The organism is Thalassospira indica (genome assembly GCF_003403095.1).
Classification (GTDB): Bacteria; Pseudomonadota; Alphaproteobacteria; order Rhodospirillales; family Thalassospiraceae; genus Thalassospira; species Thalassospira indica.
This window is the reverse complement of record NZ_CP031555.1, coordinates 1,514,149-1,537,279: the sequence shown is the minus strand read 5'-3', so window position 1 is coordinate 1,537,279 and position 23,131 is coordinate 1,514,149. Positions and strand designations below refer to the sequence as shown.

The following is a 23,131-nucleotide window of genomic DNA, read 5'->3' as shown; positions in this document are numbered from 1 at the left end:
TCAGCTTTCAATTTCGGCAAGCTTCTGGGCCTGCTCTTCGGCGATCAGGGCATCAATCATTTCATCGACCGCCGGGCCACCGGCAATAAAATCATCCAACCGATAAAGTGTAAGGTTGATGCGATGATCTGACACGCGCCCTTGCGGGAAGTTGTAGGTGCGAATGCGTTCAGAACGATCACCCGACCCGACCTGTGATTTCCGGTCGGCCGCACGTTCGCTGTCCTTACTTTCGCGTTCCTGATCATAAAGACGCGACATCAGCATCTTCATGGCTTTTTCTTTGTTCTTGTGTTGCGACTTTGCTTCCTGGCTGGCGGCAACCACGCCGGTCGGAATATGGGTAATGCGCACGGCACTATCGGTGGTGTTGACGTGCTGGCCACCCGCACCCTGCGAACGATAGGTATCAATACGCAGATCCTTGGGATCGATCTTGATATCAACTTCTTCGGCCTCTGGCAGCACGGCCACGGTCGCAGCCGAGGTATGAATACGCCCACCACCTTCGGTCACCGGCACGCGCTGCACGCGGTGCACGCCACTTTCAAATTTCAGACGTGCGAACACATCCGTCCCAGATACGTTGACGATGACTTCCTTGAAACCGCCAAGGTCGTTTTCGCTGGCGTCCATCTGCTCGAACTTCCAGCCGCGGCCTTCGGCGTAACGCTGATACATGCGATACAAATCGGCGGCAAACAGCGCGGCTTCTTCCCCGCCGGTGCCTGCGCGAATTTCAAGGATGGCGTTCTTGGTATCAGCTGTGTCTTTCGGGATCAGCATCAGTTTCATCTGACGCTCTGCCTCGGGCAGCTTATCCTGAATGTCGTATTTTTCCGCCTCGGCCATTTCGCGCATATCGCGATCGCTTTGCGGATCGGCCAGGATTTCCTCGACTTCTTCCAGATCGTTCAGAAGCTTTTTATAAGCTTCGATCGCCTCGACCACCGGGGCCAATTCTGCATGTTCGCGCGACAGCTTGGAAAAGCCGTCCCCATCAAGCTCTCCGCTTGAAAGAAGCGAATTGAGTTCGTCGAACCGGCGCGTAACGCCTTCGAGCTTCCCAAGGTCCAAACTCACTCTTTATTCTCCTGTTCAGGGTCGCCAGGCACGTCATCGCGGCCAAGCGGCTTGTCTTCAAGTTCAAACAGGCGCGACAACAGTTTCTGGGCCTTCACCCATTCCACGGTGCCCGCACCGTCTGTTGTCGTCGCCAAATCTTTCAATGCCTGTGTCGGCGTATGCAAAAGGCGATTGATCAAAAGCCTTGTCGCCTTTTCCGCATCCCCATGACTTTCGGCCAGCGCATCTGCGCGCACCGCTTCAAACCGTTTGCGCAGATCGGCGATTGCCGGCACGGCTGCGCGCTGCGCACGGTCACGCACAAAATTATCAATTTCCGCTTCGATCAACGCCCAGGCTTGATCGGCCTTTTCTTCACGTCCGCCGCGCCCTTCGGCAGCGATCTTTTCCAGATCCTCGATCCGGTAAAAGAAAACCTCGTCAATCTCGTCAACTTGCGGATCAATATCCCCCGGCACGGCCGTATCGATCATCAGAACCGGGCGGAACCGGCGGCGTTTGACCGCCGCCATCGCACGATCCTTGTCGATCATGTAACGCCGCGATCCACCTGCCGTCAGAACAAGGTCCGCCTCGGCCAGAAGCCGATCCAGATCATCGATTTCCGACCAGTGGCAATCCAGCCTGCGCGCCACCAGACGCGCACGGGCCGCCAAGCGATCCGTCACCAGAATGCGTCCGATACCCCGTTCCGCCAGCGATGCGGCGATCAGTTCCCCCATGTCGCCGGCCCCCGCCAAAAGCAAGGTACAGTCGCCAAGATCCCCATGCAGGTCACGCGCAACCGATTGGGCTGCGGCGGCAATTGATACAGCCCCCTGCCCGATCCCGGTCTGATTGCGGACCTTTTTGGCAATGGCATAGGCCGTCTGATAGACCAGCTCCAACTCGCGCCCGACCAGATCATGCTTGCGCGCGATCCGGTGCGCATCCTTGACCTGACCAAATACTTCGGGTTCGCCAATCACCAGACTGTCGAGTGACGCCGCGACGGCAAACATATGGCGAAGCGCATCCCGGCCAGACCGGATGTAAAGTTCTGTCGCAAGCTGATCACGATCCAGATCCGCCCAAAGCGACATCAGATCAATCAGGCGTTCGCGCCCGCGTTCGGCCTCAGACGCCAAAAGGTGAACTTCGGTGCGATTGCAGGTCGAAACGACAACCGCCTGGCCGAGACGGGCCTGCTCAATGGCGGCCAAAAACTGTGGCAGACGGGCTTCTTCGATGAAAAGACGGTCGCGGGTATCCTCGCTTGAGCGCCGATGATTGGTGCCGATCACCATCAGGCGATCCAGCGGCCAATCCCCGGCATCGTCCTGCGAAATCCCGTCTGTCACATCCATCTCATTTGTTAATTAGTCGCAATCAGCTTCTGCAAAAGTCCACTTTGCCAATCAGAATTGTTACTTTCTGGATATGATGACACGACATAATCAATGAGGTGTAATGCATTATCCCACTGAGACTGTGATTGACTATCCCTGAGTGATTTCTTCTGACCGACCGTTAGCGAGCTTAAGTCTCGAAACTTTTTCAAAATGCGCATTAAACGTTGCTCCTCAACGACGAAACTCTCGCTAAGATCAAGCAGCTTTAGCTGATACAACCCCTGTTCAACCTCTGTATCACCGACCACAATAGCCAAAATTGCATTTGCTTTATCTGCACGCTTCAAGCGTTTTGTCATATTACCCGAATAGCCCTGATGAACCGCAATCCCAGCTTCGCGCAGGCTCTGCGCAAGAGTCCGGCATTTTGCTTCGGCCGCGTCCCCCATCGGGATCAGCGCCACGGGGCGCGGACCAGCGGGGGCCTTGCCGACCATCAAGGCCAAACGTTCAACACCCGCGGCCCAGCCAACACCGGCGGTCTGCGGGCCGCCCATGGTCGAAATCAGGCCATCATAACGGCCACCGGCCATCACCGTGCCCTGCGCACCAAGGGTGTTGGTGGTGAACTCGAAACAGGTGTGGCAATAATAATCCAGACCACGCACCAGACGCGGGTTCAGTTCGTAATTGATGCCGATATCGCCAAGCCCCTCGGTCAGGCCCTTGAAGAATTCCTTGGAATGCTCATTAAGGTATTCGGCAAACAACGGCGCATTGGCCACCAGTTCACGATCCCCTTCGTCCTTGGAATCAAGGATACGCAACGGGTTCTTTTCAAGGCGCGACCGGCTGTCTTCCGACAGCTTGTCAAAATGGCCCTTGAAGTAATCAACCAGCACATCGCGATACGCCGCACGGCTTTCCGGGTCACCAAGGGTGTTAAGCTCAAGCGTGATGCTGTCCCAAAGGCCGAGGGCCTTTAGGATATGCGCGCCATAGCCGATCATTTCGATATCGCCCGCGACCTGTTCGATACCAAGCAGTTCTGCACCGATCTGGTGGAACTGGCGCTGACGGCCTTTTTGCGGGCGTTCATAACGGAACATCGGGCCATAATAGCTGACCTTGACCGGGGACATCTGCTGCATGCCATTGGAAATATAGGCACGCGCGATACCCGCCGTTCCTTCGGGACGCAGCGTGATCTGTTCGCCGCCGCGATCCTCAAAGGTGTACATTTCCTTGGTCACGACGTCGGACGTGTCACCAAGGGTGCGGGCGAACACCTCGGTAAATTCGAAGATCGGCGTGGTCATGCGATGATAGCCATACAACTCGCCGATTTCGCGTGCGGTATTCGCGATGTAATCCTGCAGACGGTTCTGTTCCGGCAGAAGGTCGTGCGTGCCACGGACGGGTTGAAGCGATGCCACTTTGGGTCTCCGATCTAACTTGAATTCCAGATATTTGCGCGAAACATCAATCGGCGCAAACACATGCGAACATGAAAATAGCTTTCCGCCGGTGTGGCGGAAAGCCAAAAGTAGTCAATACTGCCTTGCTATTCCGCCGCGGTTTTCTTGGCGGCTTCTTCGGCTTCGATTTTGGCGGCACGTTCTTCGACCAGTTCGACGATATGGTCGACCATCTTTTCCGTGCTGATATTGTGATCCGGGCGCCCGGAAATGTACATCTTGTGGTTCCCGCCACCGCCACCGGTAAGACCGATATCTGTTTCACGCGCTTCGCCCGGGCCATTGACGATACAGCCAATGATCGACAACGAAATCGGGGTCGAAATATGGGCAAGGCGCTTTTCAAGCTCTGCCACGGTCTCAACCACGTTAAAGCCCTGACGCGCGCAAGACGGGCAGGAAATGATTTGAACCCCACGGGTACGAAGACCCAGCGATTTCAGGATATCGAAACCAACATGGATTTCCTCAACCGGGTCGGCGGACAGCGATACACGCAAGGTATCACCGATCCCGGCCCAGAGCAGGTTGCCCATGCCAATCGATGATTTCACCGTGCCACCGCGCAGGCCACCGGCCTCGGTGATGCCAAGATGCAGCGGATAGTCGCATGCCTCGGCCAGGCCGTAATAGGCCGCAACCGCAAGGAACACATCCGATGCCTTAACCGAGATTTTGAATTCACAGAAATCCTGATCTTCAAGGATTTTGGCATGGTTCAACGCACTTTCGACCATCGCCTCGGGGCACGGTTCGCCGTACCGTTCCAGCAATTCCTTCTCAAGCGAGCCGGCATTGACACCGATACGCATTGAACAGCCATGATCCTTGGCCGCCTTCACCACTTCACGCACACGTTCGGTCGACCCGATATTGCCCGGATTGATGCGCAGGCATGCGGCGCCGGCCTCAGCGGCCTCGATCGCACGTTTGTAATGGAAATGGATGTCGGCCACGATCGGGACATGCACCTGTTTGATGATGTCTTTCAGGGCGGCGGTTGATTCCTGATCCGGGCAGGACACACGGACGATATCCGCACCCGCCTCTTCCAGACGATGGATCTGCGCAACGGTCGCGTTGACATCGGTGGTCAGGGTATTGGTCATCGACTGCACCGAGATCGGCGCATCCCCGCCAACTTCCACGTCACCGACACGGATTTTGCGGCTTTGACGGCGTTCAATATCGCGATATGGGCGGACGCTCATTTCCGGTTCCAAAATGTTTTAGATGTCTTGGGGGAGTATATAGCTTATCAAACGCGGTTTAGAAACCGTTGGCTAACAGATTTTCCGCCAGATTTCGCATAGCTGTCACGAAAAAGGCGACCCGTTCGGATCGCCTTTCGCATTTTGTCTGTTTTCATCGCCCGCAGGCGTTGGCCAAACCTATTGAACGGTTGGTTCTTCTGCCTGGGTCAGATCACCGACATCAAGCGAGAAGTCCGAAATCACCGCACCATATTCCCCGACCGGCTGGGCTTCGGAACCATCGATGCTATAGGTCAGGGCACCAGCATTGCCGACTTCAAGTTTCAAACCGTCACGATTCGGAACCATATAGGTATCACCGGCTGTCAGCATCCGGGTCAGCAGAACATTACCATCTGCCTCACGAATACGAACCCAGCTGGTTTCCACCGCCGAAATGGTCACACGGCTATCGACATTGACCGCGCCAAATACGCGTGCACCACCGGCCTCGTCAACTTCGGGTGCCGCGGGAACCGATGCAACTTCCGCTGCCGGTGCAGCCGGCGTTTGTGCGGCTGGTGCCTCTGCGACTTCGGCTTCAACCGGAGCCTGTTCTGTGGCGGTTACCACTTCGTTAGCAACGGGTGCAGCTTCCTGCGCCGGGGCTTCTGCAACTTCCTCGGAAACGACAGGTGCTTCTGCCGGTTCTTCGGTTGCTTCTGCGACTTCGGCTACGGGTTCAGATGCTGATTCTGCGACCGGGGCCTCAGAAACGGTGGTTTCTTCAATAGGTGCCCCCTGATCGGCAATGACCGGTGCAGGCGTTGTTATTTCTGCTTCGGCGGCCTGCGCATCTGCGGCGTTTTCAAGATTACGCGGCGTTGAATCCTGGCTTGCCGTTGTCGAGTAGCTTGCAAGTCGCTCTGGCAACGGATCAACCAGATCGGCAATGGTTTTGCCCTGGCTCGACAGGTAGTACCATCCGCCATAAGCACCAAGACCAAGCATAACCGCGATCAGCAATACCGCCCCACCGGGTACACGGCTTTCCTGCACGGGTTTCGGGAAGGACAGTTCACTGCGCACGGCCGGCGCATTGCTTTCTGCGCGGAAGCGACGTGCGATCTCTGCACCGTCCAGTCCAAGATGTTCGGCATATGCCTTCACGAAGCCAAGGCCATAAGGACCATTCGGCAATGCCGCATAGTCGCTGCTTTCAATGGCTTCGATGTAAATTTTGCGAATACGAAGCATGCGGCAAACGTCTTCGACTGTTTGCCCCAAACCAACGCGGGTCGCCTTCAAAAGGCTCCCGACCTCGGTATAACCACCGATCTGGTCTTTATGTTCGTCCATCACACTGTCATTTGCAGACGAATCCCCGGACAAAGGCCTGAAACGAAGGCGTTCTCGGGTTTCGTCATCCAAATGATCTTCCTTTCGCTTTTTGATCGCCAACTGCGCACCCCCACGTTACGATCTAGCAATAAAACTAGCAGATATCCCCACCAAAAGCGATTGTTTTTAAAGTTTTACACCGTGATCTATTGCGAAAGCCTTAAGACGCGAACGCAATGATCTGGTCGGATTATCCATTATCGTCAGAATATAACTCTCGACTTCAGACTTACACATGCTTCTGACCATTTCCTTGACCGGACCAACAGAGGCAGGCGCCATCGACAAGCGTTTAATTCCCAAACCGATAAGGGCCATCGCTTCAAGCGGACGTCCCGCCATTTCACCACAGATGGTCAGGCGAACGTCCTTTTGATCGCACAATGTCACCAACTGGCGCATGAATGCGAACACACTTGGCGACAGCGTGTCATACCGGCCCTCGATCCTCGGATTGCCGCGGTCAGCAGCAAACATGAACTGCAACAGATCATTCGTCCCAACCGAGAGGAAATCAACCCGTTGCAGCAAGGCCGGAGCCTGCCAGATCAGGGCGGGAACTTCAAGCATGGCGCCGACTTCGACCTTGCGCGGGATAAATCCGCGTACGGCTTCACGTTTGAGCTGCTCGTCAAGAACCGCCTTTGCCTGATCAAATTCAGCAACTTCGGCGATCATCGGGAACATGACATAAAGATCACGGTCATGCCCGGCCCGGATCAGCGCGCGCAACTGATGTACAAGCACCGCCGGACGGTCCAGTGTGATCCGGATCGATCGCCAGCCCATTGCCGGATTCTCTTCTGTCATATCCTCCCAATAGGGCAGCAATTTGTCACCGCCGACATCAAGAGTCCTGAAAACCACCGGTCGGCCTTCGGCCTGTTCGAAAATACGATCATAAAGCCGGGTCTGATCGGTAATGTCGGGCATGGCGGATCGCACCATGAACGGAATTTCCGTCCGATACAGGCCAATCCCGTCCGCACCGCTTTCAATCACATGCGGGACATCAATCAAAAGCCCGGCATTCACATTAAGTGAAATCTCCGCCCCGTCGGTCGTTTCGGCCGGCAGGTCACGCATCTGGGCGTAAAGCGCTTTTCGCTCTGCCCGGGCACGCAACGCGCCGTCAATCACCGCCCGAACATCTTCGCTTGGCCGAACAAAAAGCTGGCTGTTATCAGAATCGACAATCAGCGGATCACCGGCCTCGACCTTATCAAGCACACCCTTGACCCCGCCCAGAACCGGGATATCAAGTGCACGCGCAACGATTGCGACGTGCGAGGTGTGCGACCCTTCTTCAAGGGCAAGACCGCGCAGACGGGTGTGATCATAATCAAGAAGTTCGGCCGGGCCGATATTGCGCGCCACCAGAATGATATCATCGGGCAAATCGCCAAAGGCCGGGGATTGATACTGCCCCGAAAGATGCTGCAATAGCCGGTTGGCCAGATCTTCAAGATCGTGCAGGCGTTCGCGCAAATAGGGGTCGGTGACCTGCGCCATGCGCGCACGGGTATCATCATGCACCTTCTGAACCGCGGCCTCGGCCGTCAGGCCGGTATGCACCGCCTCGGTGATGCGGTTCAGCCAACCTGTATCCTGGGCAATCATCCGATAGGCTTCAAGGATATCCCCCGGATCATCGCCTTCATCCATGCCGTTGATGCCTGAAACGGCTTCCAGCATCTTATCAAGATGGTTCTGAAGACCATGCATGGCTTCACGCAGGCGGGTCAGTTCTTCTTCCGGATCATCAGAAACCATGCGGTCAATGACGATGCGCGGTTCGTGCAGAACGGCAATGCCCTTGCCAATCCCCGGTGCCAGACGCGCCCCGCCCAGACGCAGCGGCAACAACGCAATACCGTCGGCCGGGATCAGTTCTTCGCGGCTGACAAGTTCGCCACCGGCGACCATTTCGGCCAGCACCATGGCGACGTTTTCAAGGGCTTCCTGTTCGTCCTCGGAATAAAGGCGTTCGGTCCGGTTCTGCACGGCAAGAACACCGATGATGCGGCCACCGCGCAGGATTGGTACACCGATCATCGAATGATAGATTTCCTCGCCGGTTTCCGGACGATAGGCAAAGTTCGGATGGCCTTGCGCGTCCTTGAGGTTAAGCGGCCGCGCATGCGCCGCAACAAAACCGACAATCCCCTCGCCCACGCGAAGGCGGGTCAAGTGAACTGCTTCCTTGGACAGACCACAGGTCGCAAACAGTTCCAGCACTTCGCCCGCACGCATCACATAGACCGAGCACACCTCTGCCACCATATCAGCGGCAATGATGGTCACAATCTGTCCGAGGCGTTCTTCAGCGGTCCCCGGTCCAGCCATGACGTCGCGCACACGCTTTAGAAGGCGTCGCGGACCTGTGACTGCGGCGGACGGAATGCTCATTTGACTTAGCTGTCTCTCTTAACCAGGGATTGAACGGCCTGTTCGACCAACTCTTCGAGGATTTCGGAAACCGGTTGTTCTTTCTTTACCATACCAACCGACTGTCCTGCCATAACCGATCCGCTTTCGACGTCACCATCAATCACCGCACGGCGCAGGGCCCCGGCCCAGAAATGTTCAATTTCAAGCTGTGCAGCGCCTTGGTCAAGCTCGCCTGCGCGGAACTTTTCAATCACGGCACGTTGGGTATTGCGGAATTCTTCCGTGCCCTTGTTGGCAAGCGCACGTACCGGAATGACCGGGAAGCGATCATCAAGCTGCACGGTGGTCACCGCGTCACGCGCACTTGCGCGGATAAAGGCCTTTTTGAAATCAGGATGGGCAATGCATTCCTCGGCACACACAAGGCGCGTGCCGATCTGAACACCCGATGCCCCCTGCTCAAGCAAACCGGTAATCGCTTCACCGCGGCCAATACCCCCGGCACAGAAAACCGGAATGTCGGAAACTTCCGGCAGGATTTCCTGTGCCAGAACCGTCAGCGATACCGGGCCAACATGGCCACCCGCTTCGCTACCCTCGATCACCAGCGCATCAGCACCCGAGCGGATCAGCTTCTTGGCCAGAACCAGTGCCGGGGCAAAGCAGACAACCTTGGCAAATTCCTTGGCCTGCTTGATCGAGTTTGATGACGGCAGGCCGCCAGCAAGAACCACATGCCCAACACTGTGTTCACGGCACACTTCGATCAGCCCATTGAGCTGCGGGTGCATGGTGATCAGGTTGACGCCAAACGGCTTGCTGGTCATTTCCTTGGTGGCGGCAATTTCAGCCGACAACAGATCCGGGGTCATCGACCCGCAGGCAATCACACCAAAACCTCCCGCATTGGAGACCGCCGAAACAAGGTGACGCTCTGAAACCCAGGACATGGCGCCGGCCATAATGGCGTAGTCGGTGCCAAGGAATTCCTTGCCCGATGCCCACAGGTTTTCCAGGCGCGCCCGTGCGGCGTCAATTTTCGGATCACTCATATTCTCTGTACCCCAAAGCAGAAACGCAGGAGACCAGTGGTCTCCTGCCATTTCATTACAAAGGCTGAAACACACTGCTCCAGCTAGTATGTATTATTACAGGTAATTTAACAGCGGCTTAATCGCCAAACTGTTGAACTTATTCGGCATCCAGACCGTATGCCGTGTGCAAGGCACGAACGGCAAGCTCGGTATATTCCTCGGCGATCAGGACACTGACCTTGATTTCCGAGGTCGAAATGACCTGAATGTTGATGCCTTTTTCCGCAAGTGTTTCAAACATCTTGCGCGCAACACCAACATGGGAACGCATCCCCACGCCAATGATCGACACCTTGGTCACATCAGAGGTGCTGAGCAGTTCCTGATAGGCGATCTTGTCTTTGTTCTTTTCGATCACCTGAAGCGCACGCTGGAATTCACCACGCGGAACGGTAAAGGTCATGTCCGTGCTTTTGCCGTCTTCTGAGACGTTCTGCACGATCATGTCGACATTGATATTGGCATCAGCCAGCGGGCTGAAGATTGAAGCGGCAATACCCGGCTTGTCCGCAACTTTCACCAAGGTGATCTTGGCTTCATCACGACTATAGGCAATTCCGCTGACGACTTCCTGTTCCACGATCTCGTCCTCGTCTACAACAAGTGTTCCTTCTGCATCACTAAAGGTAGAACGGACCTGCACCCGGACGCGATGGTTCATTGCCATCTCGACTGAACGGGTTTGCAAAACCTTTGCACCAAGAGATGCGAGTTCCAGCATTTCTTCGTAGGTAATCTTTTCGATCTTGCGCGCCTTGGGCACGATGCGCGGATCGGTGGTGTAAACACCATCGACATCGGTATAGATGTCGCAACGATCTGCGTTAAGTGCCGCGGCAAGGGCGACCGCCGACGTATCCGAACCGCCACGCCCAAGGGTGGTGATACGGTTGTCGGGTGCTATCCCCTGGAAACCGGCCACGCAAACGACTTCGCCGCCATTCATGCGCTTATCAAGCTCGGTGGTCTCGATTTCCTTGATGCGGGCCTTGGCATGTGCGCCGTCGGTCTTGATCGGGATCTGCCAGCCAAGCCAGGAACGTGCAGGCACATCCATGCTTTGCAGCGCCATCGCCAGCAAACCGACAGTCACCTGTTCGCCCGACGATACGATCACGTCATATTCACGTGCATCATACATCGGCGAAACTTCCTGCGCCCAGCCAACCAGTTCGTTGGTCTTGCCCGACATGGCGGACACGACAACAGCAACCTGATTGCCGGCATCGACCTCGGATTTCACCCGGCGCGCGACATTCTTGATTTTCTCGACATCGGCGACCGAAGTGCCGCCAAATTTCATGACAATACGGGCCATGAAGTTTCCCCGCTATGCTCGCCGTCCATCGGCTGTCCGAACGTGACGGCATGTGATCCGGTCCCGGCCCGGGTAAGCATGCCGAATTTGCGGCGCTTCCCCTGATCCAAGCGGCGTAATCAATACTGCCATAATCCCCGCGAAACAAGCGTCAAGGATGCCGATAAATTGCGTGAGAGCAATTTTTTTGACCTGAAAATGTCCCAAACCGTCCGAATGCGGCAAATTGCGTCGCATATCATGCGAAAATTACCCAGTAACCCTGATGATATGCATCATCTGAACATGGCTGCCTTGCTTTGAATTTCTGCCAGATCGCCGCCATCGCACCGTCATTTGACAGGTGAGTATTGCCTTGCCGTGCGCGCACGCGTAAACAGGGCGTCATACAGCAACGTTGTTTTACGCCTTCGGAGCCACACCATGTCGGACGCATCCGCCCCTACCAGCCGCACTGCCAATGCCGATGAAATCGCACGTTTTTCTGCGATGTCCGAAAAGTGGTGGGATCCAAATGGTGTGATGAAGCCGCTGCACAAATTCAATCCGGTGCGCCTGCAAATCCTGCGCGATAATATCTGTGCGCATCTTGGCCGCGATCCGGAAACGATTGAGCCGCTTAAAGGCATCGAAATCATCGATATCGGATGTGGTGCTGGCCTGTTGTCCGAGCCGCTTGCGCGCATGGGGGCAAAGATGACCTCGATTGATGCGTCCGAAAGCAATATCGAAGTCGCCAAAATCCATGCCGCACAATCCGGTCTTGAAATCGACTATCGCTGCGCAACACCTGAAATGCTGGCCGATGAGGGCAAGCAGTTTGATATCGTTTTGAACATGGAAGTCATCGAACATGTCGATGACGCGCAATTCTTCATGCAGGCTTGCGCATCGGTGCTTAAACCGGGTGGCTTGATGTTTGTCGCCACACTGAACCGCACGATCAAGTCGCTGGCACTGGCCAAGATCGGCGCGGAATACGTTCTGCGCTGGCTGCCTGCGGGCACCCATGACTGGCGCAAATTTGTCAAACCATCGGAAATGTCGGGCTATCTGCGTGGTGCGGGTCTGGACCTTCAAGACATTACCGGGGTCACTTACAACCCGTTCAACGACACATGGTCGCCTGCCCCGCGTGATCTTGATGTGAATTATATGGTGATTGCCAAAAAGCCTGACTGATCTTCTTGGATCACGTCAGTTCTTTTTGGTTCCGTCATCCCAGGGCAACGCCATGACATCGATGCCTTCATCGACCAGTTCGGCGGTTTCCTTAAGCGACGCCTGGCCATAGATGCCGCGCTTTTCGGTTTCGCCGTAATGGATTTTGCGGGCTTCTTCGGCAAACTTGTTGCCGACATTTTCGCAATTGCTTTCGACCTGTTTGCGAATTTCGGCAATTGCGGCCTGGGTCGCTTCGGCGATTGCCTTTTGCTGTTGTTTTTCGGCAGCGACTTCTTTTTGCCGTGACGTGCGCAGACGCGGCGCCATCAGGGCCTTGCCAACATTTGACGTTCCACACACCGGGCAGGACAAATCCCCGCTGGCGGCCTGCGCGTCATATGTTGCGCCGTCCTTGAACCAACCTTCGAATTCGTGATCATGTTCGCATTTAAGCTGAAATAGAATCATGATGGTACGTGTATAAGCCAAACCAGTAGCAAAACGATAACACTATCAGATACAGATCATATGGCGCGCATCGGCCCGGATCGCCAGCCTGCGGGCGCCACACTCAATAACCAAGATTTACAAAAATGTCATCCCAATTGCCATCAAGCTGGGTCACACAGCACTGTCCCACGCCACACCCTGCCCGCAATCGCGCGCTTGATCTTGCCTGCGGCAAGGGACGACACAGCTTCTGGCTGGCGGATCAGGGCTGGCAGGTGACGGCAACTGATCTCGATCTTTCGCAAACCGATACCGATACGAACCCTGCAATCAACTGGGTCGAAGCCGACCTTGAATCCGGTCACTGGCCGTTGGGCGATCAACAGTTCGATCTGATCATTGTTGCCAATTACCTGCATCGGCCGCTGTTTGAATATCTGCGCAACGCCGTCCGACCGGGCGGCATCCTGATTTATGAAACCTTCATGGTCGGGAACGAGGCATATGGCCGTCCGCGATCACCGGATTTCCTTCTGCGCACCGATGAATTGACAGACACATTTGCCGACTGGACGATCATCGCCCAGCAACAAGGCCCGATCAGAGCGAAACCGGATGATGAAATTACAGCGATAAAACAATCTATTGTGGCGCAGAAGCCTGAACAAGGCTGATCCGCTGAACGGCATGCATGATTGAAACAAATCCGTAACATACTGTTTTTGCAAAAAGAAACACAACTTTCACAATTAAAATGTGTCGTTTCTGGCATCTTCCCTGCTGCTGTTTCAGGCATAGGCGTTAAGAGAGAAAAGCCATGAACGATAAATACGAAATCATCGAAGATAGTGACGATATCCCGTCCAACCCGACCAACAATCCGTGCATCGACGATCTGATCAATGCACGCTTTTCCCGCCGCGGCTTTTTCAAAGGCCTGATGGCGACGTCGGCTGTTGTGGGCGCAGGCATTGCGACCAAAGGCGTTGCCAAGGCGCAGTCGCCATCCACCCTGACCTTCAAGTCCATCCCGCAGAAAATCACCGAAACCCATGCTGTTGCTGATGGTTATGACGCAAGTGTGCTGATCCGTTGGGGCGACAAGGTTGTTGCCGACGCACCGGCATTCGTTCCGGGTCAGGTCGATGCCAACGCGCAGAACAAGCAGTTCGGTTATAACTGCGACTATGTCGGCTATATGCCGCTTCCGGTTGGTTCGCAGAATTCCGACCATGGTCTGCTGTGCGTCAGCCACGAATACACCAATGCCGAATTGATGTGGTCGGGCCTCAAGGACGCGATGGATGCATCCGAAGAACAGGCACTGCATGAAATCGCGGCCCACGGTCATTCAGTCATCGAAGTCAAGAAAACCGGTGGCAAATGGCAGGTTGTTGACGGGTCCGATTATGCGCGCCGCATCTCCCCGATCGACACCGAAATGCAGATTACCGGCCCGGCTGCTGGTCATGACCGTCTTAAGACCAACACCGATCCGACCGGCACCCGTGTTATCGGGACGCTGAACAACTGTGCGGGTGGCAAAACCCCGTGGGGTACGGTTCTGATCGCCGAAGAAAACTTCAACGGGTACTTTGGTGGCGACATCGCCAAAACCAGCGAAGAACGCAACTACAAGCGTCTGGGCATCAGCCAGGACAGCTGGTACTCGTGGGTTAAATATTTCGACCGCTTCAATGTTGAAAAAGACCCGAACGAGCCGAACAAATTTGGCTGGATGGTTGAAATCGACCCGTACGATCCGACCTCGATGCCGAAAAAGCGCACCGCCCTTGGCCGTTTCAAGCACGAAGGTGCCACCGTCATCATCAACAAGGACAACTCCGTTGTTGCCTATTCCGGTGATGATCAGCGCTTTGACTATCTCTACAAATTCATTGCGGCAAACAAATACAATCCGAATGATCGCGCCGCGAACATGGACCTTCTGGAAAACGGCACACTCTTTGTCGCCCAGTTCCACGAAGATGGCAGCCTTGACTGGATGCCGCTGATCTTTGGCGAAGGCCCGCTGACCGCTGAAAATGACTTCCACAGCCAGGCTGATGTTCTGATCGAAGCCCGTCGTGCGGCCGACCTTCTGGGCGCAACCCAGATGGACCGCCCGGAAGACGTCGAACCGAACCCGGTCAACGGTAAGGTCTATGTCATGCTGACCAACAACTCCAAGCGCAAGGAAGGCAACGCAGCAAACCCGCGTGCGGCCAACCCGCATGGTCACGTGCTGGAACTCACCCCTCCGGGTGGTCGCGGCAAGGATGCCGATCACACCGCTTCGCGCTTTACCTGGGACATCATGATTGCGGCTGGCAACCCGGCGGTTGCCGATGACAAGGCGGTTTACCATCCGGCAGCAGAATCCTGGGTTTCCTGCCCGGATAACATGGCAATCGACCATCGTGGTCGCCTGTGGATTTCCACCGACGGCGCACCGAAGTCCGACATTCCTGATGGCATGCATGCCACCGATGTTGATGGCCCGGGCCGTGCGCTGACCAAATTCTTCTTTGCTTGCCCGGTTGGTGCGGAAATGTGTGGTCCGGAATTCACCCCGGATGGAAAGGCGCTTTTCCTTGCCGTTCAACACCCGGCAGACGGTTCGTCCTATGACGCGCCAAGCACCCGCTGGCCGGACTTCCAGGCAGCAATGCCGCCGCGTCCGTCGGTTGTGGCCGTGACCAAAAATGACGGTGGTGAAATCGCGGGCTAATCCCCTGCTTCACTGTCCTGAAATGCAAAACGCACCGGCAAACTGGCCGGTGCGTTTTTGTTTGTCAGCGCGCCCCCAATATTACTTGATCGGTGCGGCCATATCATAGGTGCCGTCATTATCTGAAATCGCCATCCAGCTTTTGTCCGACGCGGACTTGCTTTCAAGGTCGGTCCAGTTGCCTTTGGCGGCACTGATATTGCCTGAAATATCCTCGTTCCAGAAACCAACCACGGCCGGCGTGATATTCAAATAAAGTTTCCCGTCGACAATCCGCCACAGGTTCGGGTTGGCTGGCACTTTGCCGCCCTTTACAACCCCATATGCGCAATGCCCATCAAATGCCGGGGCGTATTTCGCCGGATCAGCCAGAAACATCTCGCGGTTTTCCTCGGACGCAAATGCCCAGGTTGCACCATTATACTCAGCCGTAATGTCGGCCCGGCCCGGAACGGCATGGGGCTGCATCATGCCGACATCCTTTTGCGGCAAGTTGAAATAGGCCACCGCGTCATAGCCGCTGATCGCAAAGCCGGTTTCATCGACATATTGCTCGCCCGCAAAGGCGGCACCAGACAGGCCAAAAACAAATGCCGTACCGATCAAAAACTTTTTGAACATCATCCCTGTTCCTCCGTTTGAAAATCCCTGATGAACCGAGTTTGCCCGGGAAGGGCTTCAAAGCGAAATGACGTTGCGACACTGTTTCGTGAGATCGCGTGAGCCTGTGAAAAACCGCTCAGCGCTTCCTATATCAATCAAAGAGAATTACCCCTTGACCTCAACTATAGTTGAGGAATTACCAAGAAGGGAAATCGGAAAACAGACATCCCAAAAAACGATAAGCCATGACTGCTGCATTTCTCGAACACGTGAATTTTACGGTCGCCGATCCGGCGAAAACCGCCCAGAACCTGGATAACTGGTTTGGCTGGCACACCCGCTGGCATGGGGAGGCCATCCATGGCGGGCTGTCCTATCATGTTGGTAATGACACAAGTTATGTCGCGATCTATGCCCTTGGCACGCCGAAGGACGGCCAGGATAACTCCTATGCCACCATCGGCGGATTGAACCATATCGGGATTGTCGTCGATGACCTTGATGCGACCGAGGCAAAGATCAAGGCCGACGGTATCGAGACCTTCAACCATGCCGATTACGAACCCGGTCGCCGGTTCTATTTCCGTGATGAAAACAACATCGAATTCGAAGTGGTCAGTTACGCCTGACCACTTCGATCAAGACCCGGCTAACACGGCTTATATTCCCGATCATTGCCAAGTGATGGCACCATCCGGCGAATTTCATCAACGCGCGTCAGATCAATCTCGGCGGTGATGAAACCCGGATCGGTGCCACCATCGGCCAAAACCTGTCCCCACGGATCAATGATCAGGGAATGACCAAACGTCTGGCGGTCGCCTGGATGATCACCGCACTGGGCCGCCGCAATCACAAAGCAGCCGTTTTCAATCGCACGCGCCTTCAAAAGGGTATGCCAGTGCGCCTGTCCGGTGGTGCGGGTAAAGGCCGCCGGGATGCTCAGGATCTTTGCGCCCGCCTTGGCGTAATCGCGAAACAGATGCGGGAACCGCACGTCATAACAGATCGATATCCCGACCTTGCCAAACTCGGTTTCGGCCAGTCGGGCCGCATTGCCGGGACGGAATGTTTTGCTTTCGCGGTAACTTTCGCCATTGGCCAGATCGACGTCAAACATATGGATCTTGTCATAGGATGTGATGACCTTGCCATCCGGACCAATCACAAAACACCGGTTCGCAACGCGGTCCTCATCCGGCACTTTGACATGCAGCGATCCGACAATCAGGGTGGATTTCAGTTCTTCTGCCAGGTCGCAAAAGAAAACCAGACCGGGATGCTCATCCTCGGGAAAGGCAGCGGCACGGCCATTTTCGCCACCAAACGACATCATCGACACGTTTTCAGGAAAGGCGATCAATCTGGCCCCCGCCGCATGGGCATCACGGGCATAGGTTGCCGCCCGCGCAAGGTTATCAGACATCACATCGCGTGAATTGACTTGCACACAAGCCGCAATGAAACGGGTCATGACGCAATCTCCTTTTTATCTTTATCGTTATCCCGTTTCATGATGCGGTGGCGGAACCGCTCGGGCAATAGACAATTGACATAGCGCACGTTACGGCCTTGTCCGAACAGGCTGGTTTTTCTATGGCTTCGGTCGAAATGACACGCGGTCAGGATTCAGACTTTTCAAAGTTAAAATTAGTGTATACAGTATTCCGTACACCTAACGAGGATCGAAGATGGAACCTCTTTCCGGCCGAAAAAGTCTGACTGACGAAGTGCATGACCGCCTGGTTGATGCCTTGTGTTCCGGTGCTCTCCCTCCCGGGACACCTTTGCGTCAGGAAGCTATTGCCGAGGAACTCAATGTCTCGCGGCAACCAGTGTTGCAAGCTCTGGGGTTGCTGCGTCGTGACAGACTGGTCGAACCGATGGGACGGCGCGGATATCGCGTTGCGCCTGTCGACAGCGACCTTGTCCGTCACGTTTATGACCTGAGAGAAGCATTTGACGGGCTTGCAGCTCGTCTTGCTGCTGAGACCAAGGCACCGGATCGGGAATCGGCTTTGCGGGCTGCCATTATACAGGGACACCACGCTCTGGGCAGCGGCGACACCGCAAACCTTGTTGCAGCCGACGTCGCATTCCATCAAACGATCTACCGTTTGTCGGGTAACCCCCTGTTGCCCGAAGCATCAGCCGCAGTCTGGCTTCAGATCAGACGCGTGATGCATGCCTACCTGCAGATCGGGTACCCCCGTGATCCGATCTGGACGGAACATCAGGCCATCGCCGATGCAATCTGTGTCGGCGATGGTCCTCTTGCCGAAAAACTGGCGCGCGATCATGGCCGCAATGCACGTGATCGCCTGATTTCCCGAATGGAAAAGCCAAGCTGACCTTCCCCTCGCTGCCACCAACAGCCCGCCTTTTCCGAGCCCTTCGCACCACCAATCCCCATCGACTTCAAAAAATCTGCCAATGACCCGCCCGCGTCGCCAAAGGCAGAACCATATAAGAACGACAAGTTTCCTGTCTGGGAGGAACGCCAATGAACCTTGATACAAAACTGCGCAAACGGGCCGATGAAGGTAATCCCGTCCGGGTTGGCATTATCGGTGCTGGCAAGTTCGGATCGATGTTTTTAAGTCAGGCCGGCCATCATCCGGGTTATCACGTTCTGGGTATTGCCGATCTTAGCATTGATCGTACCAAGGCCGCCCTGCGCCGTGTCGGATGGTCTGATGACCAGTTCACCGCAAAGGACGCTGCATCGGCCTATCGCGACGGCACCACATGGCTGACCGAGGATGCAGATGCCCTGATTGCCGCCGACGGGCTTGAAGTCATCATTGATGCCACCGGAAGCCCTGCGGCCGGTATACGCTTTGCGCTCAAGGCCATCGAACATGGCCGTCATATCGTCATGGTCAATGTCGAGGCCGATGTACTTGCCGGGCCACTTCTTGCCAAACGGGCCGAGGCCGCAGGTCTTGTTTATTCCATGGCTTATGGCGATCAACCGGCGTTGATTTCGGAAATGGTCGATTGGGCTCGCGCGATTGGCCTGCCGGTAACGTGTGCTGGCAAGGGCACCAAATATCTTCCGATCTATCACCACGTCACGCCCGATGATGTCTGGCATCACTATGGCCTGACACCCGAACAGGCACAGGCGGGCGGCATGAACCCGCAAATTTTCAACAGCTTCCTGGATGGCACCAAATCCGCCATTGAAATGGCGGCCGTGTCCAATGCCTGTGATCTTGTGCCGCAGGATTGCGGATTGCAGTTTCCGGCCTGCGGAGTGGATGATTTGCCCCGCCTGCTTTGCCCGCGTGAAAGTGGCGGCATATTGGATCGCAAAGGCACGGTCGAAGTGGTTTCAAGCCTTGAACGCGACACCCGCCCGGTGTTTCGCGATCTGCGCTGGGGCGTTTATGTGACCTTTGAGGCCCCCAGCGATTATGTCGCGCGGTGCTTTAACGAATATGGCCTTCTGACCGATCCAAGCGGGCAATATTCGACCATGTACAAGCCCTATCACCTGATCGGGTTGGAACTTGGCATTTCGGTGGCCTCAGCCGCCCTGCGCGGCGAAGCCACCGGCACCTCACGCGCCTGGTCGGGCGATGCGGTTGCCACCGCCAAACGCGATCTTAAACCCGGTGAGATGCTTGATGGTGAAGGCGGATATACGGTTTACGGCAAACTGATGCCTGCCCTGACGTCAAAGTCACGCAATGCGCTTCCGATCGGGCTTGCGCACCATTTGAAAATCAAACGACCTGTTGCCATGGATCAAACCCTGACCTGGGACGATGTCGAATTTGATGCCAAGGACCCGGCAATTGCCTTCCGCAAGGAAATGGAAACCACCTTCGGCTAACATCACAATCATCAGACAAATAAAAACCCCGGCCAAACTGGCCGGGGTTTTGTATGACTATTGCCGTTAATCAGCCAATTGCCGATCAGGCAGACAGTGTGGCTTCGAGCTTGTCAGCAGCTTCCAGCGCCATCAGCTCGTCACAGCCGCCAATATGTTCGTCATTGATGAAAATCTGCGGCACGGTATGACGGCCATTGGCACGGTCCATCATTTCCTTTTTGCGACGCGGTTCCATCATCACATCGATCAGCTGGTATTTGGCACCCTTTTCCTCAAGCAGCTTACGCGCACGCTTGCAATACGGGCACCATTCGGTGGCATAGACTTCAACTTTTGCCATGAGGCAGTCATCCTTTCTTTGGCAACCGATCATCGCGAATGCCCCGGATTATCGGGTCCACTGCGTCTGATACGGTGCGGAATTTCAGTCAGATGACGGCTATATAACAGAAATCTTGCAGCGCGTCATCGCACGACACGTGCAACCGTGATCACAGATACGTGCATAACGCCTGATTGCTTTAACGCCCGAACACAGGCATTGGCCGTCGCCCCGGTGGTCAGAACATCGTCAACCAAAACAACCCGCGCGCCGGCAAGATTACGTTTCTGAGCGCGCGCTTCGTCGACAACAAATGCCCCGCCAACTTCGCGTTTGCGTGAAGACGGCCCAAGCCCGCCAAGGCTTCTTGTATTGCGCTGACGGGCCAAAACCAGTCCGTCCCAAGGCACGCCTGTCACGCGCGAAAGCTTTGCTGCCAACAGGCCCGACTGGTTATAGCGCCGTTTCAAAAGCCGTCTTCGATGCAGCGGCACCGGCACGATCAGATCGGCCTGATCCCAGATCCCCCTGCCCGCCTGATAGACCCAGCGCGCAAGAAGCGGCGTCAGGTCGCCGCGATCCGCATGCTTGAACCGCAACAGGTATTCACGGCTGTGATCATCATACACCAGCGCCGCCCGTGCCTGATCAAAGGCCGGTTTCTTCTGCAGACAATTACCACACAAAATCTGTCCGCTTTCATCAGGGTCACCGCCGATGTTAGCGCTATCATCAAGCTCGAACGGATAGCCGCAACAGACACATAGCGGGGCCGTGATAAACCTTAAACCCGCCCAACACGCGGCACAGACCGCATGGGTGGTATCGGTCACATCGTCACAGCCCCCGCAACGCGGTGGTAAAATGGCGTTAACGCCCATGGTTGCGACGGTGCGGACCCATTCGATCATCTGCGATGCTACCCACGATCACCTTGAAGAACCGGCAGCATAACACACGCAAGGATTGAATTAGCCAAAATCAAATAACGGATTTTTCCGTAAGGTGTCCGCTGCCAGATCAATAAACGCCCTGACCTTTGCCGGGGCATGGCGGCCCTCGGGATGGACCAGATGGATTGGCACCGGATCGGGATCATAATCGCCAAGCACGGCCACCAATCGCCCATCCGCAAGATAGGGGGCCGCCTGATAGGACAGCATGCGCACAATTCCCCAACCATCAAGGGCGGCATTTCGTGCGGCCTCAATCGAATTGGTTTGCCATCTGGCATCCGGGGAAAAGCCGATCTTGCGCCCACCATCCGGGGATCTGAATTGCCAATCAAGCCGCGCGGACGATCCGGTGGTGGCAATGAGGCGATGGGCACCAAGATCAGCGGGTGTTTGCGGCGTTCCAAATCTCGCAATGTAATCCGGAGATGCGCAAAGGATCTGGCTGACCTCTCCGACCCGCATGGCAGTTAACGATGAGTCGGCAAGATCACCAATGCGCACGGCAAGGTCGATGCCTTCCTCGACGATATTGACGATGCGATCAAACAGCAGCAGCCGTGCGTGCATGTCGGGATATTCATCCAGATATGCGCCAACAATCGGGGCGACATGCATCTGTCCGAACTGAACCGGGGCGGTGATGGTCAACATCCCGCTTGGTTTGGCATAGGCCCCACCGGCGGCGGCTTCGACTTCTTTAAGGTCGGCCAGCAACCTTTTGCAGTCTGCATAATACCGTGCACCGGGCTCTGTCACCGTGACCGACCGGGTTGTCCGCGTCAGAAGGCGTGCGCCTGTTACATCCTCCAGATACGCGACCGCGCGCGTGACCGCAGGTGGACTTTGACGCAATGCGCGGGCAGCAGCGGCGAAGCTGCGCTCCTCGACCACATGCACAAACACATTCATTGCTTCGAAACGGTCCACCTTACGCGCCTTAATTATTTCATTTATCGGAATACTAAATTTCCAAATAACGGAATTCCATCATTAAATAGAAACAATCACAATATCCTCTGTTTTCGCCCCATGCGAACCACTAACTCGGAGGATGTTTCATGAAATTGCATTATTTCGCGCTGTCGGGACACGCCCATCGCGCGCACCTTTTCCTTAGCCTGCTTGGCATTGATCACGAACTGGTTCATGTCGACATGGTCAATGGTGAACACAAGTCCCCGAAATTCCTTGAACTGAACCCGTTTGGGCAGGTTCCCGTGCTTGAAGATGGCGACCTTGTCATCGCGGATTCCATCGCAATCATGGTCTATGCCGCCAAAAAGATCGGTGCGACCAACTGGCTCCCCGAAGATGCAGCGGATCTGGCACAGGTTCAGCGCTGGCTTTCGGTTGCAGCGGGTGAAATTGCTTACGGCCCGTGTGCAGCACGTCTGTTGACGTTGTTTAGTGCCAAGTTTGATGCAAACGATGTCATTGCCCGTGCGCATGGCGTGCTAAAACTGATCGATGATCGCCTGTCAAACCGCGACTGGATTACGCTTGATCGTCCGACCGCCGCCGACATCGCACTTTACAGCTATATCGCCAACGCCCCCGAAGGCAATGTCGCGCTTGATCCCTACACGCATGTCCTTGCTTGGCTGAAACGTATTGAAGCACTGCCGGGCTTTGTGCCGTTTGAAACGTCTTCAGTCGGTCTTCGGGCGGCTTCGTGACGATATGGGTCGGTCATTGATCCCTGCGCGTTGCGCGCAAGAACTCCAAGCGCCGGCCCCGCCTGACCTGCATGTCCTGCCACTCCTCGATAC

The 23,131-nt window shown here is 55.5% G+C and carries 21 protein-coding genes; 7 read left to right on the top strand and 14 right to left on the bottom strand.

All coding sequences use genetic code 11. The annotated features are described in order from the left end of the window. From prfA to DY252_RS07175, 8 genes are all read right to left on the bottom strand, one after another. Positions 1-1,083 (bottom strand): peptide chain release factor 1, encoded by a 1,083-nt coding sequence (gene prfA / locus DY252_RS07210; RefSeq protein WP_064789325.1) that lies wholly within the window; start codon positions 1,081-1,083, stop codon positions 1-3. Continuing rightward, positions 1,080-2,432 carry a glutamyl-tRNA reductase gene (hemA, locus tag DY252_RS07205; RefSeq protein WP_245960875.1) on the bottom strand — a complete coding sequence of 451 codons (1,353 nt, stop codon included), beginning with the start codon at positions 2,430-2,432 and terminating at the stop codon, positions 1,080-1,082. Before hemA ends, prfA begins: the two co-directional genes overlap by 4 nt. Positions 2,433-2,440: 8 nt before the next feature. Further along, the gene (gene hisS / locus DY252_RS07200) at positions 2,441-3,853 is read right to left on the bottom strand and encodes a histidine--tRNA ligase (RefSeq protein ID WP_231959740.1); all 1,413 of its coding nucleotides are present in this window, start codon (positions 3,851-3,853) and stop codon (positions 2,441-2,443) included. A gap of 128 nt (positions 3,854-3,981) precedes the next feature. Beyond that, positions 3,982-5,106, bottom strand: coding sequence for a flavodoxin-dependent (E)-4-hydroxy-3-methylbut-2-enyl-diphosphate synthase (gene ispG / locus DY252_RS07195; RefSeq protein ID WP_064789326.1), 1,125 nt, complete (start codon positions 5,104-5,106; stop codon positions 3,982-3,984). Positions 5,107-5,286: 180 nt separating this feature from the next. Further along, on the bottom strand, positions 5,287-6,447 hold the full coding sequence (locus DY252_RS07190) for a helix-turn-helix domain-containing protein (protein WP_231959741.1): 1,161 nt from the start codon (positions 6,445-6,447) through the stop codon (positions 5,287-5,289). 168 nt (positions 6,448-6,615) lie between these two features. Next, a complete protein-coding gene (gene ptsP / locus DY252_RS07185) occupies positions 6,616-8,898 on the bottom strand; it encodes a phosphoenolpyruvate--protein phosphotransferase (RefSeq protein WP_008891697.1) in 2,283 nt (760 codons plus the stop codon). 5 nt (positions 8,899-8,903) lie between these two features. Next, complete coding sequence (locus DY252_RS07180; RefSeq protein ID WP_064789327.1) at positions 8,904-9,932, bottom strand: NAD(P)H-dependent flavin oxidoreductase; 1,029 nt, start codon at positions 9,930-9,932, stop codon at positions 8,904-8,906. A 139-nt stretch (positions 9,933-10,071) separates the two neighbouring features. Next, the gene (locus DY252_RS07175; protein WP_064789328.1) at positions 10,072-11,292 is read right to left on the bottom strand and encodes an aspartate kinase; all 1,221 of its coding nucleotides are present in this window, start codon (positions 11,290-11,292) and stop codon (positions 10,072-10,074) included. A 423-nt stretch (positions 11,293-11,715) separates the two neighbouring features. Here DY252_RS07175 and ubiG point away from each other — a divergent pair, with 423 nt between their 5' ends. Further along, on the top strand, positions 11,716-12,474 hold the full coding sequence (gene ubiG / locus DY252_RS07170) for a bifunctional 2-polyprenyl-6-hydroxyphenol methylase/3-demethylubiquinol 3-O-methyltransferase UbiG (protein ID WP_064789329.1): 759 nt from the start codon (positions 11,716-11,718) through the stop codon (positions 12,472-12,474). Positions 12,475-12,489: 15 nt separating this feature from the next. Here ubiG and DY252_RS07165 read toward each other — a convergent pair whose 3' ends face one another. Next, the gene (locus tag DY252_RS07165) at positions 12,490-12,924 is read right to left on the bottom strand and encodes a DUF1178 family protein (protein ID WP_063088954.1); all 435 of its coding nucleotides are present in this window, start codon (positions 12,922-12,924) and stop codon (positions 12,490-12,492) included. A gap of 125 nt (positions 12,925-13,049) precedes the next feature. On the opposite strand from DY252_RS07165, the gene DY252_RS07160 reads away from it, so the two are divergent. Continuing rightward, entirely contained in the window at positions 13,050-13,580 is a 531-nt protein-coding gene (locus tag DY252_RS07160) for a class I SAM-dependent methyltransferase (protein WP_064789330.1), read from the top strand. 143 nt (positions 13,581-13,723) lie between these two features. Continuing rightward, positions 13,724-15,637, top strand: coding sequence for a PhoX family protein (locus tag DY252_RS07155; RefSeq protein WP_064789331.1), 1,914 nt, complete (start codon positions 13,724-13,726; stop codon positions 15,635-15,637). A gap of 81 nt (positions 15,638-15,718) precedes the next feature. On the opposite strand, the gene DY252_RS07150 is transcribed toward DY252_RS07155, so the two are convergent. Then, the gene (locus tag DY252_RS07150) at positions 15,719-16,261 is read right to left on the bottom strand and encodes a YHS domain-containing (seleno)protein (protein WP_064789332.1); all 543 of its coding nucleotides are present in this window, start codon (positions 16,259-16,261) and stop codon (positions 15,719-15,721) included. Between the two features lie 224 nt (positions 16,262-16,485). Between DY252_RS07150 and DY252_RS07145 the strand changes: the two genes are divergently transcribed. Beyond that, complete coding sequence (locus DY252_RS07145) at positions 16,486-16,869, top strand: VOC family protein (RefSeq protein ID WP_064789333.1); 384 nt, start codon at positions 16,486-16,488, stop codon at positions 16,867-16,869. Positions 16,870-16,889: 20 nt separating this feature from the next. On the opposite strand, the gene DY252_RS07140 is transcribed toward DY252_RS07145, so the two are convergent. Beyond that, positions 16,890-17,714, bottom strand: coding sequence for a carbon-nitrogen hydrolase family protein (locus DY252_RS07140; RefSeq protein ID WP_064789334.1), 825 nt, complete (start codon positions 17,712-17,714; stop codon positions 16,890-16,892). A 217-nt stretch (positions 17,715-17,931) separates the two neighbouring features. Between DY252_RS07140 and DY252_RS07135 the strand changes: the two genes are divergently transcribed. Next, complete coding sequence (locus DY252_RS07135) at positions 17,932-18,591, top strand: GntR family transcriptional regulator (protein WP_064789335.1); 660 nt, start codon at positions 17,932-17,934, stop codon at positions 18,589-18,591. A 152-nt stretch (positions 18,592-18,743) separates the two neighbouring features. After that, positions 18,744-20,081 carry an NAD(P)H-dependent oxidoreductase gene (locus DY252_RS07130; protein ID WP_064789336.1) on the top strand — a complete coding sequence of 446 codons (1,338 nt, stop codon included), beginning with the start codon at positions 18,744-18,746 and terminating at the stop codon, positions 20,079-20,081. An 85-nt stretch (positions 20,082-20,166) separates the two neighbouring features. Here the strand turns inward: DY252_RS07130 and grxC are convergent, their stop codons facing one another. The 3 genes from grxC to DY252_RS07115 all read right to left on the bottom strand — a co-directional run bounded on the left by grxC (position 20,167) and on the right by DY252_RS07115 (position 22,289). Beyond that, entirely contained in the window at positions 20,167-20,424 is a 258-nt protein-coding gene (gene grxC / locus DY252_RS07125; protein WP_064789337.1) for a glutaredoxin 3, read from the bottom strand. Between the two features lie 125 nt (positions 20,425-20,549). Continuing rightward, positions 20,550-21,317: a ComF family protein gene (locus DY252_RS07120; protein ID WP_064789338.1), complete on the bottom strand. Its 768-nt coding sequence runs from the start codon at positions 21,315-21,317 to the stop codon at positions 20,550-20,552. A gap of 60 nt (positions 21,318-21,377) precedes the next feature. Beyond that, on the bottom strand, positions 21,378-22,289 hold the full coding sequence (locus DY252_RS07115) for a LysR family transcriptional regulator (protein ID WP_064789339.1): 912 nt from the start codon (positions 22,287-22,289) through the stop codon (positions 21,378-21,380). Positions 22,290-22,420: 131 nt separating this feature from the next. On the opposite strand from DY252_RS07115, the gene DY252_RS07110 reads away from it, so the two are divergent. After that, a complete protein-coding gene (locus tag DY252_RS07110; RefSeq protein ID WP_064789340.1) occupies positions 22,421-23,038 on the top strand; it encodes a glutathione S-transferase family protein in 618 nt (205 codons plus the stop codon). Positions 23,039-23,131 lie beyond the last annotated feature (93 nt).